Source organism: Microcystis aeruginosa NIES-843, from assembly GCF_000010625.1.
GTDB classification, from domain to species: domain Bacteria; phylum Cyanobacteriota; class Cyanobacteriia; order Cyanobacteriales; family Microcystaceae; genus Microcystis; species Microcystis aeruginosa.
Genome location: NC_010296.1, coordinates 3,739,785 through 3,756,462, shown reverse-complemented (window position 1 = coordinate 3,756,462; position 16,678 = coordinate 3,739,785). Strand labels below are relative to the sequence as shown.

Sequence of the window (16,678 nt, the reverse complement as noted above, 5' to 3'; positions counted from 1 at the left end):
TTTATGAGTAATTCGATTACCGTTCGTCCCCTGTCAGCGCAACTAATTACCGCCGAGAGTTTCCGTCCCTACGGTCAATTAATAATCCCTAGTCATGATGGAAAACCGTTTGATGAAAGCGATGCACAACTGCATTTAAAAAACGGTGTGCCACGCTTTTATATTATGCGTTTACAGACTCGCGGACGTAAATTTAAGCGAATTACTCGTCATAGTCAATGTACCCAATGTCTTGGTTCTTTGGGGGGACAAGAGTGGTTTTTAGGAGTGGCCCCCCCTAGTCCTTATCCTCAACCGGATTTGGAAAAACTAAAGGTTTTTCGCATCCCCGGGGACTGTTTTATTAAATTAGAGGTGGGAACTTGGCACGCTGGCCCACTTTTTGATCAACCGGCGATCAATTTTTATAATCTCGAATTGAGCGATACTAATATTGTCGATCATTTTACCTATAATTTTGCCCAAGAGCAGTTAATAGAATTCGAGATTGTTGATTGAAAAAAATATTTTTTTTACCTAGTGGGACTTAGGCGTTTTCGGTCAGCAAAAAAGGCTCAAACCATTACGGGACAAAGGGTTAACCTCGATTTATGATTTTCCTTGATCTATCTGGGTTTCAGCGATTTTGGGCTTCTCGAAGTAAATCCCAAGCGGGGATTGGAGTTGAGGCTTTTATCGATTTGTTTTTTGTCTAAGTCCCACTAGGGTTTGCTGAATATCGGTGAAAGCTGACAGGGGGACAACGTGAGTTCGATGAAGTTAAAAAAGGGCAGAAGGTAGAGCAGGTAAGCCTTTTGTCGATGCCAAGTCAATGACCGATCTTACTTTTCCCGCTAAGTCTGAAAACGATGACATAATCAGGGTTTCAAGCTCTCCACAGTTTTCAATAAGCTAGTCTTAATGACAATAAGCGACGAGAGAAGAGGACTTCGAGATAGGGGGAAATCAAAGGATCGCTCAACTAAAAAGATAACGGGAAAAGTCAGAATGACTGATAACTTATTCCTATCGGAATTTTTAACACTTCTGCATAAATCACAGGTCTTCTAACGAAAATATAATATACACCTCCAAAACCAAAATGCAGAACTTATTGAGACAGCTAAGGCGAAACCGCAAAAAACCGCTAATCTTTGGATTATTTGGCGCAGCAGGATGTCTGGTGACAGAGATCGCACTGAGTGAAGTTTACAGCGTTTCTCGTAAAGGTGAAGTATACATTAAACCCTGCCGAAGTAAGGATTTCAGTTGCAAAAACTTACCTCATCTATCGGATAAACTCTGTATCTCAATGCCACAGTTTTGATGACTCCAATATAACAATTAATCATTCCGAGGACTGCCATTATGATCATGCACAATAACCACTCACAACAAATTCCGGATAATTCTCAAAAAATTCAATCCACTATTCAACAGTTTCAGGATTACTTCGCTATTTATGAGAGTGTTTTTCCTTATCTACCTATTAAAGACACGGAGAAATCCTCAATTGAAAAACGAAAAGACTGGATTAGTAAGTTGAAACAAACAGAATTTCATGTCGCTTTTCTCGGTTCTTATTCGGCGGGAAAATCAACAATAATTAATGGAATTTTAGGACGAGAAATTCTCCCTGAAGCCAATACATCAACCACTGCATTTCCCACTATCGTTAAAAAAGGAGAAAAAGATCAAGCCTTTATTTACTTTATGGATGACAAAGCGCAAAGGATACTTTACGATAGTTTTATAACTGAAATTGGTCACAAAATTGGTAAAAATTTGTCAAATGAATCTCATGAACCTCTGGGAAGACACTTTCAAAGCATTGAGGAAGCCATTAAACAATATGAAACAGAAACTGGAAGTTCTATCGATCAACAAGCTTTAGGCAAAAGTAGATTGCTTGTAAGAAATTTGACAAATCCAAATTCCAATTATCAAGGAAGAAAAGAAATTCAACTATCAGAACTTGGCAACTATGTAGAAGGCTATGAAGGAGCAATTTATGTTGATAAAATTGAAGTGTTTGTAGAAAATTTGAATATTGCGGACGGCATTGTATTGGTTGATTTACCAGGACTAGGGGTGGACAATAAACGCCATGAAGAATTTACTCAAGACTACATCAAAGAGAAAGCAAAAGCTTTTGTCGTTTGTATCAACCCTTTCAATGTTCTTCAAGGGAAAGAAATAGAATTTTTAGCTGAAATCAATAAGAAGAATCCAACGATTATTCAAAGGGCATTTTGGGTTATTAATCAATGGGATTTACCGGATAATACTCACAAACTAGAAGCTATTAATAGCTTTAATCAACGGGTTGGCGACTATAATTTTACCATTAAGGAAGAGCGGAAATTTCAGACTTCTGCCCTCAACTATTTATTGTTAAAGACAATTGCTCAAGGAACAATTAACCAAAGTCAAAAATTACGAGGACATCTTGACAATTTGAAAAAAATTGGCTTAGAAAACGAGCCTTCTAAGGATCAAGCTAAAGACTTGCTCCTTCATCATCCGGATATTGTTCTCTTTTCTCAATTCCTTGAATCTCTATATAAATATTTGAATAAAGAGGCAAAAGATGAGTTTATTGCAGATGCGAGAAAAGAACTTCTGGAGATTATCCGTAAATTAGAGCGATTGTTGAAAGAACCCTATCATCAATATAGTCAAATCTCCAATCCTCAAGATGACATGAAAATACGTGCTGTTAGTTCACAATCTCGGTTTTTTATAGATCAGTTGAAGAAAAAAGTTAAAGAATTTTCCCAACAAATTCGCACGCACGAAGATAGTCAATTTTGGAAAGAGTCTGACACCCATGAAGTGATTCGAGAACTTGACAAAAAAATAATGCAAATAGATAAAAAAGAACTGAAAAATTATCTGAGTGAAGGACTAGATATTAATGGTCATATATCTAGATTACCTAATTTTGTAACTGAAAAAATCAAACTGACTTCATCGATGAGAAAAAAATTAATATCGGTAGTCGATATTCCTTTTACCCAGCGATTAAGTACACTTCTCAGTGATTTACAAACCATTAACCTAAGTTATTTACCCGAAGAAGTGTTAAAAAAACTAGAAGATAACCTTTGTGAACGAGATATTTCGATGAGATTAAGTGGTCTAGCTGATGCTTTATTCTATCAGTATGGAGACGAGCTTGAGACGATTGGATTGAGTCTCAAAGACTGTAGTGGTCAGACATTTTCTGAGCGTTTAGATCAAGCCCTAAAAATGTATAAAGATAAACTGGAAGAATGCACAAAAAAACTTGTCAAAGAGTTGAACACAAATATTTGGTATAGCCTGAAAAATCATGCAGAATATTTGGAAGAAAAGTTACTGGAACTATTTAATGATTGCCAAGATGAAATATCCAGTCAAATTGCCCAAACTATCAAGCTTGATGAGGCTATTGCTTCTGAAGTTACTAAACAAACTACGATCACTAATAGTTACGAAAAACTGATTACTTTAAAAAGCTCAATTAAGAGTAGTTTAGAAACACAAATCCCTGTAGAGGTTGAACAATTTACTCGCTAATTGACTGTTTATTCAGCAATGCCTTTTTTTGTGTACTTTTGTGACAGCTTTGGCATAAATCACAGGTCTTCTGGCGAATAGATAATATAGTCCCCCGAAATTAAAATGCAGAACTTATTCGGCCAGATCAGGCGAAATCTCAGAAAACTCCTAATTTTTGGATTATGTGGTGCGGGAGGATGTTTGGTAGCGGCGATCGCACTAGGAGAGGTTTTTCTCACGGTGACTGAACGTCCGCCGATTGTCGAACAGAATCCTCAATCTGTCGTAATGTTGATTGATACCTCCGGCAGCATGAACGATGACAATAAATTACAAGAGGCGAAAAATGCCGCTAAAGCCTTTATCGAGCGACAGGACCCCTCGGTTAATCGCTTCGCGGTGGTCGGTTTCGGCAGTCAGGTTCAAATTGGCACAGGACTAACCTCCGATTTAGCCACCCTCAATCAAGCCATTGACAATTTATCTGATGGTGGGGGGACAAGAATGGATTTAGGACTGGCAACGGCGATTGAGCAACTAGAGTCTAGCAGCTCCGATCGTCATATCTTGCTGTTTACAGATGGACAACCCGCCCCGGCTCCTTCTCCAGAACAAATTGATATTATGATTGTTCTCGACGTTACTAGCAGTATGAATGAGGAGATCGCCGGAGTACAACAAGGCATCCAAAACTTTGCCCAAGAACTCAAAAAACGGAAACTTGATGCTCAAATAGGCCTAATCGCTTTTGGCGATCGCTTATTTGGCGAAGAGCCGCAAATTCTCAATTTTGATGGTTCTGTATTTACCCCTGATAGCGATCGCTTTAGTGAGCAAATCGGCAGCATTCAACAGGTTAACGGCAATGATCCGCCAGAAAGTAGCTTAGATGCTCTGGCATTAGCTGCCCGTCAGCCTTTCCGTTCCCATGCAACCAAAGTCATACTGCTGATTACTGATGCTCCTCCTTTAATACCCGATCGAGAAATTCCTTCTTTAGAAGCAACCACTAATGTTTTAAAGGAAAATCAAATTGCTCAACTGCACTTAGTCATTCAACCTGATGATCGCGCTACTTTTGAACAACTGCAACTCTCCGCACCTGGAGAAACCTTCTTACTCGGTGAAACCGCCGCAGGACGACAAGGATTTGAAAGTGTACTCCCCACCATCGGTAAAGCCATCGCTGAAACAACCCTGAAAGAAGAAGATCGCCAACCGATTGTAGAGGCGACCCTAAACATCGGTCAAACTGCTCTGAGCCAAAAAATCAATATTATTGCCGTCGGAACAGGAGATGCCGATCAAAACTTTCTGACTCAACTGACGGGAGAAGATAAAAAAGTCTTCTATGCTAATTCCGGAGAATTTGACCAAGCCTTTCAATCTGCGGCAAAACTCATCTATGATTCGCAGCTGATCGGAGAACAAAAGCAAAATCAAGGAATTTTATACACTTTACTGAGCCAATCTCTTCCTAAAAATCAACTGCAAACCCCTCAATTTAGATTTATCTATGATGCCTTGCGGACGGGTGGCTGGACGGCTATCCTGTCTGTGGGTGCTTCTTTAGCGTTAATTGTCGGGCAGAACCTCTATCAACGTCGCCGCCGCCTTCTTTCCCTGGGCGAGACAAGCATCGGTACAGTGGGGGGAATCGTTGCTGGATTGGTTGCCGGTAGCTCAGGACTCCTTGTCTCTCGTTTTCTCATTCAAAGCATTCCCACCCTTGCCCCAGGGGGGCCACTTCTGGGTTGGACGATTTTAGGGACAATGCTTGGCGGCGGCATGGCTCGTTTTGTCCCCAATCTGAAAATCGGCAGGGCGGTATTGGGCGGGTTTCTCGGTGGCGCGATGGGAGGAATGGGTTTTGTTTTGCAAGCTGGAGCGAGTAATGAGATGGCCGGACGTTTAGCGGGTTCAGCGATTTTGGGTTTTTGTATTGGCATGATGATCGCTCTTTTGGAACTGCTGACTCGACAAGCTAAACTGATCGTGCATTGGAGTCCTACGGAACAACGAGAATTTTTATTAGGCTCTCGCCCGATCATTTTGGGCAGTTCCTCGGAAGCCAATATTTACTTACCCAAAAAACAGGGTTATGCCCCGATCACGGCTCAGGTTTTTCAAAAAGGGGAAAACATTATCATGCAGTATAACTCGTCCTATGGACAAGCCAAGGGGATGAAAAAACTAGAGCATCAATTAAAGGATGGTGATCGCCGGAAATTTGGACAGATTACGCTGGAGGTAAAAACATCGCCCGAACCGTCCAATCGAATAATATCAACTCATTAATCTTATTTTGGTTGCCCAAATGGTAGTCTATAAATTCTTTCTTAACCTGAAAAATTCGCCAGAAAGATATGATTATCCTCTAGATCTAACCGCCGATCAGGAAAATAATCCTGAAACTATCTTCACCAAGGAAATTCGCCAAGCAATCCGAAAACATTTTCAAGCAAGAAGCTCATGCTCTATCAACGATCACCGTCTCAATCAAATTATCGCCGCTTGGGTCGAAGATATCCGAGAAGGCTATCGAGAAACTGTCCTGACCCTAGATTTACCCCTACTGAGCGAGTCGAACCTTGAAAACATCCAAGACGAAGGAAATCAAGAGTTACCCCCTGTTTTTACCCCCGATTTAGGGGCTATAGAACCCATGGAGGGAATGTTTCCCCCTTTAGAAGACATTTTCAACACTTAACCTATTCTCTGAAGGAAATTTTAATGCTTAACGTATCTATTACCCCCCATCGAGAATTTTTACCGGCCGATACTCCAGATCAGCGACTGTTTATTATGCTGAAGTTGCGACCAACCCAAGAAGTCGCTCAAACCCGTCCTTCTACTACCTTTGTCTTTCTAATTGACACCAGTGGCTCGATGTACGAAATTGTGGCCGGCGATTTTCAACCCACCGGTGAAACTTATATGCAAGATGGGAAGGAATACACGAGAGTGGTGGGCGGCATTGCCAAAATCGACATGGTTATTGAGTCGCTTCGCACCCTGATTAATTCAGGACGCTTCACCCCGGAAGATCGGATTGCTCTGATCCAATTTGACGATCAAGCCTCTACTCTGATTGGCTTAACACCAGTTACCCAAACCCGTCAACTGGAAGATGCGATCGCAAAACTGCGAAATTTTAGCGGTGGAACTTGTATGGGGAGAGGCATTAATCAAGCCCTTGCTCTCCTAGCTAATCAAAGCATGACTAGCCGCCATACCATGATTTTTACCGATGGCGACACCTTTGATGAAGATGATTGCCAAAACTTAGCCCAACAATTTGCCAGTCAAGGGATTTCGATTACGGCCCTGGGTGTGGGCGAGTTTAACGAAAACTTGCTCACAGACATAAGCGGCAAGACGGGAGGGCATTGCCGTCACATTGTTCCAGGAACGGCTAGTGGTAACGATGTTTCTATTACCGATCTTCCTAACCTTCTACTGGCAGACTATCAGCAAGCCCAGCAAGAAGTAATTAACAATCTTGTCCTCAGCTTAAAAACTGTTCAGGGAGTCAAACTGCTGCGCCTTACCCGTGTTTATCCCGATTTGGCAGAATTTTCCTTAAATCAAGCTCCCTATCCCATTGGTGCCGCCAAAGCAAAGGATGAAACCATCTTCATCTTAGAATTTGCTATCGATAGTCGTCCTAGTTCAAAAATTCGTCTGGCTCAACTGGGCTTGACTTATGACATTCCTGGCTTAAACCGACGGGGGGAATTACTACCGCAGAACGTTGTTGTCCAGTTTGTGCCTGGACAGGGGGGGACAGCGCAGGTCGATCAAGAAGTTATGGGATACGTTCAACAACGCAATATTTCCCAATTAGTTGACGACGCAACCCGCATGGCAGAGAGTAACCCCCAACAAGCTGAAAAACTCCTGGAAACTGCCCGTCGTATCACAGTTCAAATTGGCAATGATGCTATGCTCGAATCTCTCAATGAAGGGATTGAAGAATTGCGAAAAACTCGTCAGATTTCCTCTGGAACTCGCAAAACCGTGAAAATGGGATCGAGAGGAAAAACTGTCAAGATGGGCGATGACCTCAACGACGATCTCTCGGAAGAAACTATTCGGAAACTAACCGGTACTTGAGCAGACTTCTGGCACCGAGTCAGGCAACAGTAAGATTAATTTCAATCTAATTAATTCCTCTTATATCCCTCAAAAAGGAGAAAAACCAATGGCTATTGTTTGCAAAGTTTGTGGCTACGATCAAAACCCCCAGGGAGCAGAATACTGTGATGCTTGTGGTGCAGAATTGACCCCATCGACACCACCTACACCTCCCACACCTGTCATCCCCGATCCCATCCCAGAACCCACACCCATGCCAATTCCCCAACCGATTGCCGAGACGATAACACTCACGCCGGAACCGCTGCCCCAACCGATTACTCCGGCAATAACAACAACGGCCCGACTGATTGCCAAGCACCCTAACGCCCCGGTTGCTGAATTTTTCATTGATGGTTTTACCTTGATTGGCATCTTTGACTCGGACACCGGACCTGTGGATGTGGACTTAGAAAAATTCCCCGATAACGAAACCGTTTCCCGCAACCATGCGGAAATTTATCCCGATGGAGGAACTTGGAAAATTAAAGACCTCGGTTCTCTGAATGGGGTTTTTATTAAACCCATCGGTCAAACTCGCTTTAACGCCAGAATAACTGCTCCGACCCCTCTCAGTTCTGGTGATGAGATTGCGATCGCTAAAATTCGCTTTCTTTTCCAAACTCCTTAACATTTCTTGGGGTGGTTAGCCCCACCCCGATTGTGTTCGACTAAAGTTTTAATGGCTGCCTCTCATGACTTCACCATCGACAGAAAACTTCTCCCCCCTGCTTATTCAAGAAAAAGAATCTTTTTCTATGGCAGATTATCAGATAGAAATTATCGCCTATCTAGGGTTATTAACCGCAGATGTTTATTACTTCAAAGTCAAGTTTCAACCCATTGCCGATCTCGATGGGGAAAAGGGCGAAACATCTTCTCAATTGGGACTTTTGCGTGTCGGCTCTCTTAATAGTAGTCTCGATCGGGAACTGCAACTGAGAAAAATTCTTCAAAACTACAGCTTAATCGCTCCACTTATCGCTGATATTCAAGTAGATTCAGCTATTATTAATCCCCTATCAATCAAGGAAAAATCCCAGGAGGTAGATGAAAAACAAAATGAAGATATTGCCACTGAACAAATAGTCTCGGAAGATTCTGAATTTGTCAATATTACTTCAACAAAAGATGATGATTCTGGAGAAAATCAGTCCGCAGAAACAGACTATTTAGAAGAAGAATACTACCCAGAAACAGCAGTCGAAAACGAGACGAAACCAGAAAAACTTCTTCTGTTAACGCGATTTCCTCAAGAAAACTTGACTTTAGAAGCTTGGCTAAAAGCAGAACATTCTCAAGAAGAAGCACTAACGTTAGTGATTCAAGTTTGTCAGTTATTTTCTTATATAGCTAAACAAAACTGGTATTTAATCAACCTGCTTCCCCAGTTTATAGAAATAGACAAACCCCTCAAAATCTTTGACTTAACCTGCGCTTACTCAATTGAAGAAAGCCTGACTTCTGGTGTTATCGGAGATTATTGCGCTCCTGAACTTGCGGCAAGTCGCTCTATCAATGAATCAATGAGCAGTTATACTATCGCCGCTTTATTGTATCAAACTACCCATAAAAAATTACCTCAATCTGACCAGATTATTAGTTTAGAAATTGCTCCGATTCCGCGTCTTTATCAACTGCTGAAAATTGCCTTGTCCTCTCTTCCAGAAGAACGCTTTCCCCTGGCTCAATTTCTCAGCTTATTAATCGAAACTCGCCATTCACTACGAAGTCTGAAAGTGCAGTGGAATATTGCCAGTTATTCAACCGTTGGACTTTCAACAGAACGCCTACAAAATGAAGATAACTACGGTGTAAGACAACAACACCTCAGTAATTCAGAAACCCTTATTTTAGGCGTTGTAGCTGACGGTATGGGAGGAATGTCCCAAGGAGAAGTAGCTAGTCAAATTGCTGTTAAAACTATATTACAAGACTCCCTTCCTCCAGAATTTAAAACAGGAGAACAGCGTAATGAATGGCTACTTAATTTATTTCAAAAAGCCAACATATCTATTGCTGATACTGTTCGTAATGGCGGAACAACTTTAAGTGTTGTATTAGCGATCAATGATAGCTTAATGATAGCCCATGTGGGAGATAGTCGAATTTATTTAATACGACAAGGAAAAATTAAACAACTAAGTGAAGATCATTCACTGGTAGCTATGTTAGTGGCTAACGGTGAAATAACAGAAGAGGAAAGTTTAACCCATCCAGATCGAAATGTCTTACTCAAATCTATCGGTTCAAAAAAACATTTAAGTGAAGGCTATGTGCAGAATTTAACTCGCACCACTGGCAATTTATCAATGACTTTAGAAAATGAAGATATTTTACTTCTCTGTTCTGACGGAGTTTGGGATTTAGTACCGACTCAGGAACTGGCAGAAATTTTTAGTCAATTTGAATCTTTACAAATGGCAGTTGATCAAACCATTCAAAGAGTTATTAATCAAGGAGCAACCGATAATGCAACGCTTTTAGCTATGCAATGTTTTATGACTTCTGGCACTTAAAGTAAATCATTCAGAAGATGAACAAAAATCTCAAAATAGAGAAGCAAGAGAAAATGATGAGAGTAACTTCCCTAACCAACAATAATTATAAGTCTCAAAGACAATAAAAATATGTCTATCCTCTGTCCAAGCTGTCTAACTGATAACCCTGATGGAACACAACAATGTATTAGTTGTGGTTTTAATCTCACCCCTGTATCCCCTAACAAAACTACCATATCACTCCATCATCTCAGCATCGGAACTTTACTCAAACAGGGACAATATCAGATCGAACAAGTTTTAGGTGAAGGGGGATTTGGCATTACCTATAAAGGAATTTATCGAGCGAATAATGCTCCTGTGGCTATCAAAGAACTTTGGCCAGAAAAATCCGCTAGACAAGGAAATAAAGTTATTTGGCCTGCCTCTATTTCTCCTCAAATAAAACGACAACAAACCAGTAAATTTAAGCTAGAAGCCAGCCATCAACAAAAATGTCATCATGCCAATATCCCTAAAATTTATGATTGGTTTGACGAAAACGATACAGTTTATATTGTCATGGAATTTATTGCGGGAAAATCTCTTTTTAAAATCCTGACCCAAGAAAAAAAGCTAACTGAAGAGCGAGTTAAACGCTATTTTATGCAAATTGCTGATGCCTTAAAAACCGTCCACAATAATAATTTTTTACACCGGGATATTAAACCTGACAATATTTTAATTGATCCTCAAGATAAAGCGATTTTAATTGACTTTGGTGCAGCGAGAGAATTTATCGCCGGTCAAACAGGAGACATGACCAGAACCTTAACCCCGGGTTATGCTCCTTATGAACAATATAGTCAAAGGAGTAAACGTTTTCCTGCCACGGATTTTTATGCTTTTTGTGCTTCAATCTATGAACTTTTAACCGGACAATTACCAATTGAAGCACCGGATAGAGCTAGTGCATTATTGCAGCAACGTTCATCAGATCCTCTCATTCCACCCCGACAACTCAATCCAGATATTTCTAATTTAATGGAAACTGTTATCCTAACTGGAATGAGAATTAATGTTGAGGATCGTTTCCAAACTGCTGACGAACTGATTGATGCGCTCAAAGGTCAATTTGTTTCTCCTTTACAAAAAAAAGCAAGAGAGTTAGTTAAACAAGGAAAACTTGTCGAAGCAGTTCAAAGTTACGAGAAATGTTTAAGCAACGAACCCAATAATGGTGCAGCTGCTGTTGAACAAGCGTTATTGCAAATCCATCTTAATGATACTCAAGCTGAAATTGCTGCCCAAAAAGCAATTCAACTAAACCCTAATGATGGTAGAGGGTACGGAGTTTTAGGCTTGGTATATTGCCATCAAAATAACTGGGAATCCGCCGTACAACAACTACAAAAAGGGGCTAAACTTTCACCTCAAGCTCTTTGGATACAAGTGAATTTAGCCTGGTCATTCGGTAAAATTGGTCATTGGCAAGAAGCAGAATCCGCTATCAACACAGCCCTAAAACTTGATAGTAACAATCTCTTTGCTCTCGGAATTCAAGCTTGGATTACCTTCAATCAAAATCAATTTAAAGCCACTATTGGTGCTGCTAGTAAAGCAATTACTAAATCCAAACAAAACCCCTCCCAAAAGAATCAACAAATTCAATATTGGGTTTATCCCTACCTGCTTGCCGCTCTTGACAAAGCCACCACTAGCCAACAAAGCCAAGATTTAGACCGGCGCATTCAAGACTGTCTGACTCAAATTCAAGACCATCCCTTTGCTTGGGGTTTCAAAGGTTGGAAACAAGCTCAACAAGGGTTATGGAGTCAGGCTCTTCCTTGCTTTCAACAAGCTAGTCGTCACCCCAACGCAGCCCCCTGGGTGCTTATCAATACGGCTATTTGCCATGAGCATCTCAACAATCCCTCGGAGGCCCTTCAAATTTATCAAGCTTACCTACAGAAAAATGGTGAGGAGCATTTTATTGCCTATCGACTAGGAACATTACTCGCTCAATTGGGACAATGGAAGCAAGCGAAAACTCATCTGGAGCAGGCGATTCAACTCAAACCTGACTACCCTGAAGCCTACCACAATTTAGGCTGGGTATTACTTAATCTAAAAACTGCCGATGGACAAATCCAATATGCCCGCGAACTCTTATCCTACTATCGTCAAGCCATTACTCTCTACAATCAACAAGATAAATCCCATCTAGCCAGAATGCTCGCTCAAGCTTTAACAGAGGCTGACGTTTAAAGGCTAAGAAATGTAAAATTTACTTGCTTTTGCAAAGTTAACCTGCTATAGTCGCAAAAAAACTGTTTTACAGTTTCCTCCCAAGAGCTATTTTTCTACTTCCCTAACCGCCACGACTTCGTTGATTGTTATTCGTAGCTCATTTTCAGGAAATTGGCCTACTTCTGTGCCTGATTTTCAGCTTAGTAAGCTGAAGGAGATTATCTATTATCCTGTTTATTTGGGATTTTTAGTTTTTCCTGACAGGATTTTGCCAAAAGCATTGACGTAGGGATTTCTAGGTTGTTGTTTTTTTATGTTAGTAGTTTTCGAGTTTAGCTAGTTAATTTGAACCATGATTAAATACGTTATTCTCAATTTAGAACCGAGCAATGATAAAATTCAATGTTCTCTACAAATAAAATATTTATCAACTAATCGATTGCGAGCGTTAATCTTTGATTGGAGTATTCAACGATTTTATAATTTTTTATACGGCGAAAAATTTAAACTCGATTATCCTAATGAACTGATTAATAAATATAATAATTGGAACAGTAAATATAAGCAATTTCAACAATTAGGACTGAATCCTGGCTCGGCAAATGAGGATTTAGATAGATGTGCAAAACAATTAGATCGTAACCTAGAACAATTTAACCAAGAATTAAATAACTGGTTAGAATCTGTTCCTAATAAAGTTGAATAAAAAATAGAGAAAAATTTCTTAAGTAGTCTTGAAAAATTTTTGGACTCTGATATCAAAGTAATCTTTGTCATTGAAACTGAAATTCTGGAAATTAAAAAGCTGTTTTGGCATCATTGGAAATTACTCAAAAAGCATCCTCAAATTAGCCTTGTATTTGGGATAACACGACCAAAAAATAAAGTTAAACAAGAATTATATGTTCGGCCGTTTAATGAGGCGTTGAAAGTTTTGATTATTTTCGGAAATATCCCAGAAGGAAATATTCAAAAGCAAAAAAATATCTGGGAAAAATCAATTTCGATATGTCATAATTTGGGTATTAAGTTAGAGTTGCATTATTTGGAAAAAATTAGTTCTCAAAAGATAAGATCACTTGTCGATAATGGGCATCAATTTGAAGTTATTTACTTCTTGGGACATAATCCAGACGACGAAGAAGGCAATGGGCAAGAAGACAACAATATACAAATTAGTGAATATGAATATTGGACAAATAGTAAATTTTGCGAATGTATTAAGATTCAAAGAATAAAAACTTTAAAGCTAGTTATTTTAGACTCTTGCTATTCCCTAAAGTTAGCAAAAGCTCTCATTAACGAGGCAGAAATTCCTCAAGTTATTGCGATGAGAGAGTCTATCTTTCTGGATTTTTCTCGAGAATTTTTAGTGGTTTTGTTGATCGATTTACTTCGATATAAATTTTTACCTTTTGCTATTAAAGAAGCTCAAGAAAAGATAGAAGATAATGAGGATGATAAAAAATGGCAAAGTTCTGCTTCAGTCGTTGCTCTTTTACAAAATCTCAACAAAACTCCTTGGACATGGCCTAATAATAAAGAATCTCGCTTCAAAAAGAATATATTTCTATATTGCTCAGGTTTTTTGTCTTGTTTATTCATATTAGCAATAATTCCTACTTTGAGCAAGAATAGATTACTTAATCTTCCTGGACAGATTAATAAAATATTTCCTCCGTCAAAAGCTGAAGTAGAAAATGTATTACAAGAAAGTACAGTAACTATTAAGGTTTATGACCCCAAAACAAATAGCTCTAGTTTTTTTGCGGGTATTATTTTTGCTTATGACAAGAAAGCAGACAAATCTCATTCTCAACAAGATACAACTTATTATATTCTAACCACCGCAAAATCATTAGAAAACAGAGAAAATCGTCAAATTGTTATATTAACTAATCAAGGATCAAAAGATTTCATAAACTACAGACCTATTACAGAGGTGAGTCAGCACTTAGCTATAATGACTTTTAACAGCAATAAAACATACAAAATCGCTCAACTGAGCAAAGCTAAGGCTGCATTAGAAGAAAAAGTTTATATGGCCGCTCGACAGTCTCCAGAAGACTCTCATTCAAATCTCAATTTAATTGATGGTAAAATTACCGATCTAAATCCAATGCAACAAAATCAAACTTATAAATTTTTCTACGACAGCTTCGATGGTACAATTAAACCAAAAGCGGATGGAAATTCTATTATCAATCAATATGGCTGCTTAATTGGAATTGATTTAGGTAGTCCTAATTTGCCTAATCAGAATTTGGGAATTGGTATTCCTGAAAATACTCTTTTAGAGGTAAAAAAGCTTAAAAATCCCCAGGACACATCGATAAATAACATAAAAGAATCAAAGTTTGCAGATTTATATACTGAGTCTTGTCAGTATGAATAATAAACCTATAAAGACTCTTTTTCCAGCTTACGATATTGAAGCTTGAACAGCGATAAAAACCACTGCGATACCGTTTCTTTATTAGGATTATATTGGTCGATTTTGTCAAATACTTGCTTCAAGGTTTGCTGCCATGCTATTCCAGAAATATCCAGGGAAGAACTATATATATTTTGATTTTGTACTTGATTAGATTCTTGAATTTTATTAGTTAATTTAGTTAAGCTTTTATATCTTTGCTGACTAATTTTTGGATAATTTTTAGCAGCCAAAGCTAAACTTTCTAGCTGTTTGTCTTCATATTCTGCCAGTTCTGTGTTGATTCTCGCTAACAAAGTCCGTAAAGAATTTTCCCTTGCTTTCAAGATTCTTGAATCGATTTCAGGATGTTGAATTGCATAGTCAGAAAATTCTACTATTGCTTTCTCAAACTCTTGAGCTTGAGCTTTTCTAAGTTCATATCCCTTTTCGTTCAAAACCATAGCTGTAAATCCACTAACTGTAACTCAACGCAAACAATACCTTTAGTAATTCCTCTTTCTACATCTATTGTATAATAACCATAAATCGTTTGACCATTTACGGCTCTCGTATCTGCGGTTAATAATTCTCCTCCATACTTTTTCTTTTGCTCTCGACATCCTTCTAAGGAAGTATCCAGCAGGATACTATCAAGCTTTTCTGGATTTACTTTCTCACTTTCCCAAAAACCATCATAATCATTGGGTTTTCCCTTTTTAGTCACAAAACTACCATCAAGATAGACTTTTTGGCAACCTGCTTGTTGAAGATTTAGCAATACTCTTTTTAGTCCGACTAGAAGACGTTGTCTTCTTCGAGTGGTTCCAAATCTTTCTACAAGCTCTTCCCAGCTATCTAATTTATGTTCTCCCGGCGGCAAAAAGCCGTGCTGATTAAAAGGAGGAATTCCCATGTTTTTAATATTAGATAATTTGTGAGCAAGCTGGGCATTGCCCAAGAAAAACTAGGGTTGATTAGAACTAATTGAATGACTATCTTGATAAGATTGATTCAAGGGATCTCTGTAGGTTAGGTAAAGTTTTAGAGGAATCGGTGGACTCTGAATCAACGCTAGATGATAGTCCTCAACAACCTGCATAGCTTCAGAAATAGATAAGGATTTATCGTAACGAAGTTCGGCGCATTTTTGAAAAGTACTTTGAGCAGATAATTTCAGATCTGAATACTTTTTCCAAAGCAGTAATATATCCCCAGATAGAATAAAAGAAATAGCTGTTAATGCTGCCTTAACTGCCCACTTTACCCCACTCATATCTTGATTTTCTTGGCTAATTGTAGCCGTAGAGGTTGCGAAGTCTGCAAAATAAATAATTCCTGATAAAATTAAAATTGAAATAACTAAAAATACCAGTAAATAATTGACCGTTTTTGCCGCTAAAAACTCAGTAAAGTAAGCAGATTCTGTTGTAATATCCATTAATCTTTGTGGACTATTAGATAGAGAAGATGAATAATAAGGAGAAGTAAAAGGAGCTTGTTGCAATTTAATTCCCGTTGTCCAAGCTCTAACCATAGCTAACTCATGGCTGGGAATATCTTCTCCTAAGCTATCAGCATATAAAATCATTCTTCTACATTTATCAGCTTTTTGTGTCAAGTTATTAGCCCATTCTCGCAACCATGCTACTGCTATTGGAGTGATTAAGGCAAGAAAACCGGCAATAGCTAAAAGCCACAATTTATTGTTGACTGTCGCAATTAATGCTAAAACTTGAGCGCATAAAGATAACCACAAGCTGTACCACCATCTCACTTCAGCTTGATCGTAGAGATAATTGCGAATATCCGATAAATCTTTTTGGTTTGGCATAGCTTACTTTAGCATCGATATAATATCAAATTTTGAACAATT

General features: G+C 38.9%; 13 protein-coding genes. 10 read left to right on the top strand and 3 right to left on the bottom strand.

The window, feature by feature from the left end; translation table 11 throughout:
• The first annotated feature begins 3 nt into the window (after positions 1 to 3).
• From MAE_RS17700 to MAE_RS17655, 10 genes are all read left to right on the top strand, one after another.
• Positions 4 to 498 (top strand): ureidoglycolate lyase, encoded by a 495-nt coding sequence (locus tag MAE_RS17700; protein ID WP_012266794.1) that lies wholly within the window; start codon positions 4 to 6, stop codon positions 496 to 498.
• Positions 499 to 1,347: 849 nt separating this feature from the next.
• Entirely contained in the window at positions 1,348 to 3,540 is a 2,193-nt protein-coding gene (locus tag MAE_RS17695) for a dynamin family protein (protein ID WP_231859645.1), read from the top strand.
• A 105-nt stretch (positions 3,541 to 3,645) separates the two neighbouring features.
• Positions 3,646 to 5,820 (top strand): VWA domain-containing protein, encoded by a 2,175-nt coding sequence (locus tag MAE_RS27760; protein ID WP_012266791.1) that lies wholly within the window; start codon positions 3,646 to 3,648, stop codon positions 5,818 to 5,820.
• Positions 5,821 to 5,839: 19 nt separating this feature from the next.
• The gene (locus MAE_RS17685; protein ID WP_012266790.1) at positions 5,840 to 6,232 is read left to right on the top strand and encodes a hypothetical protein; all 393 of its coding nucleotides are present in this window, start codon (positions 5,840 to 5,842) and stop codon (positions 6,230 to 6,232) included.
• 23 nt (positions 6,233 to 6,255) lie between these two features.
• Complete coding sequence (locus tag MAE_RS17680) at positions 6,256 to 7,638, top strand: vWA domain-containing protein (RefSeq protein WP_012266789.1); 1,383 nt, start codon at positions 6,256 to 6,258, stop codon at positions 7,636 to 7,638.
• An 88-nt stretch (positions 7,639 to 7,726) separates the two neighbouring features.
• Positions 7,727 to 8,290: an FHA domain-containing protein gene (locus MAE_RS17675; protein WP_012266788.1), complete on the top strand. Its 564-nt coding sequence runs from the start codon at positions 7,727 to 7,729 to the stop codon at positions 8,288 to 8,290.
• Between the two features lie 64 nt (positions 8,291 to 8,354).
• Complete coding sequence (locus MAE_RS17670; RefSeq protein ID WP_012266787.1) at positions 8,355 to 10,178, top strand: protein phosphatase 2C domain-containing protein; 1,824 nt, start codon at positions 8,355 to 8,357, stop codon at positions 10,176 to 10,178.
• A 111-nt stretch (positions 10,179 to 10,289) separates the two neighbouring features.
• Positions 10,290 to 12,407, top strand: coding sequence for a serine/threonine-protein kinase (locus MAE_RS17665; protein ID WP_012266786.1), 2,118 nt, complete (start codon positions 10,290 to 10,292; stop codon positions 12,405 to 12,407).
• A 334-nt stretch (positions 12,408 to 12,741) separates the two neighbouring features.
• Positions 12,742 to 13,095, top strand: a complete 354-nt coding sequence (locus tag MAE_RS17660) for a hypothetical protein (protein ID WP_012266785.1) — start codon at positions 12,742 to 12,744, stop codon at positions 13,093 to 13,095.
• Between the two features lie 39 nt (positions 13,096 to 13,134).
• Positions 13,135 to 14,784: a hypothetical protein gene (locus MAE_RS17655; protein ID WP_041804189.1), complete on the top strand. Its 1,650-nt coding sequence runs from the start codon at positions 13,135 to 13,137 to the stop codon at positions 14,782 to 14,784.
• 5 nt (positions 14,785 to 14,789) lie between these two features.
• On the opposite strand, the gene MAE_RS17650 is transcribed toward MAE_RS17655, so the two are convergent.
• The 3 genes from MAE_RS17650 to MAE_RS17640 are packed head-to-tail and all read right to left on the bottom strand — an operon-like array spanning position 14,790 to position 16,636.
• A complete protein-coding gene (locus tag MAE_RS17650; protein ID WP_012266783.1) occupies positions 14,790 to 15,266 on the bottom strand; it encodes a hypothetical protein in 477 nt (158 codons plus the stop codon).
• Positions 15,257 to 15,718, bottom strand: coding sequence for a DUF6932 family protein (locus MAE_RS17645; protein WP_012266782.1), 462 nt, complete (start codon positions 15,716 to 15,718; stop codon positions 15,257 to 15,259). Before MAE_RS17645 ends, MAE_RS17650 begins: the two co-directional genes overlap by 10 nt.
• A 51-nt stretch (positions 15,719 to 15,769) precedes the next feature.
• Positions 15,770 to 16,636, bottom strand: a complete 867-nt coding sequence (locus MAE_RS17640) for a hypothetical protein (RefSeq protein ID WP_041804188.1) — start codon at positions 16,634 to 16,636, stop codon at positions 15,770 to 15,772.
• Between the last annotated feature and the right edge of the window lie 42 nt (positions 16,637 to 16,678).

Bases quoted from the DNA above. Each gene is read 5' to 3' on its own strand.
- MAE_RS17650 (WP_012266783.1), bottom strand. From the start codon at position 15,266: ATGGTTTTGAACGAAAAGGGATATGAACTTAGAAAAGCTCAAGCTCAA.
- MAE_RS17695 (WP_231859645.1), top strand. From the start codon at position 1,348: ATGATCATGCACAATAACCACTCACAACAAATTCCGGATAATTCTCAA.
- MAE_RS17675 (WP_012266788.1), top strand. From the start codon at position 7,727: ATGGCTATTGTTTGCAAAGTTTGTGGCTACGATCAAAACCCCCAGGGA.
- MAE_RS17670 (WP_012266787.1), top strand. From the start codon at position 8,355: ATGACTTCACCATCGACAGAAAACTTCTCCCCCCTGCTTATTCAAGAA.
- MAE_RS17640 (WP_041804188.1), bottom strand. From the start codon at position 16,636: ATGCCAAACCAAAAAGATTTATCGGATATTCGCAATTATCTCTACGAT.
- MAE_RS17660 (WP_012266785.1), top strand. From the start codon at position 12,742: ATGATTAAATACGTTATTCTCAATTTAGAACCGAGCAATGATAAAATT.
- MAE_RS17685 (WP_012266790.1), top strand. From the start codon at position 5,840: ATGGTAGTCTATAAATTCTTTCTTAACCTGAAAAATTCGCCAGAAAGA.
- MAE_RS27760 (WP_012266791.1), top strand. From the start codon at position 3,646: ATGCAGAACTTATTCGGCCAGATCAGGCGAAATCTCAGAAAACTCCTA.
- MAE_RS17680 (WP_012266789.1), top strand. From the start codon at position 6,256: ATGCTTAACGTATCTATTACCCCCCATCGAGAATTTTTACCGGCCGAT.
- MAE_RS17665 (WP_012266786.1), top strand. From the start codon at position 10,290: ATGTCTATCCTCTGTCCAAGCTGTCTAACTGATAACCCTGATGGAACA.
- MAE_RS17645 (WP_012266782.1), bottom strand. From the start codon at position 15,718: ATGGGAATTCCTCCTTTTAATCAGCACGGCTTTTTGCCGCCGGGAGAA.
- MAE_RS17700 (WP_012266794.1), top strand. From the start codon at position 4: ATGAGTAATTCGATTACCGTTCGTCCCCTGTCAGCGCAACTAATTACC.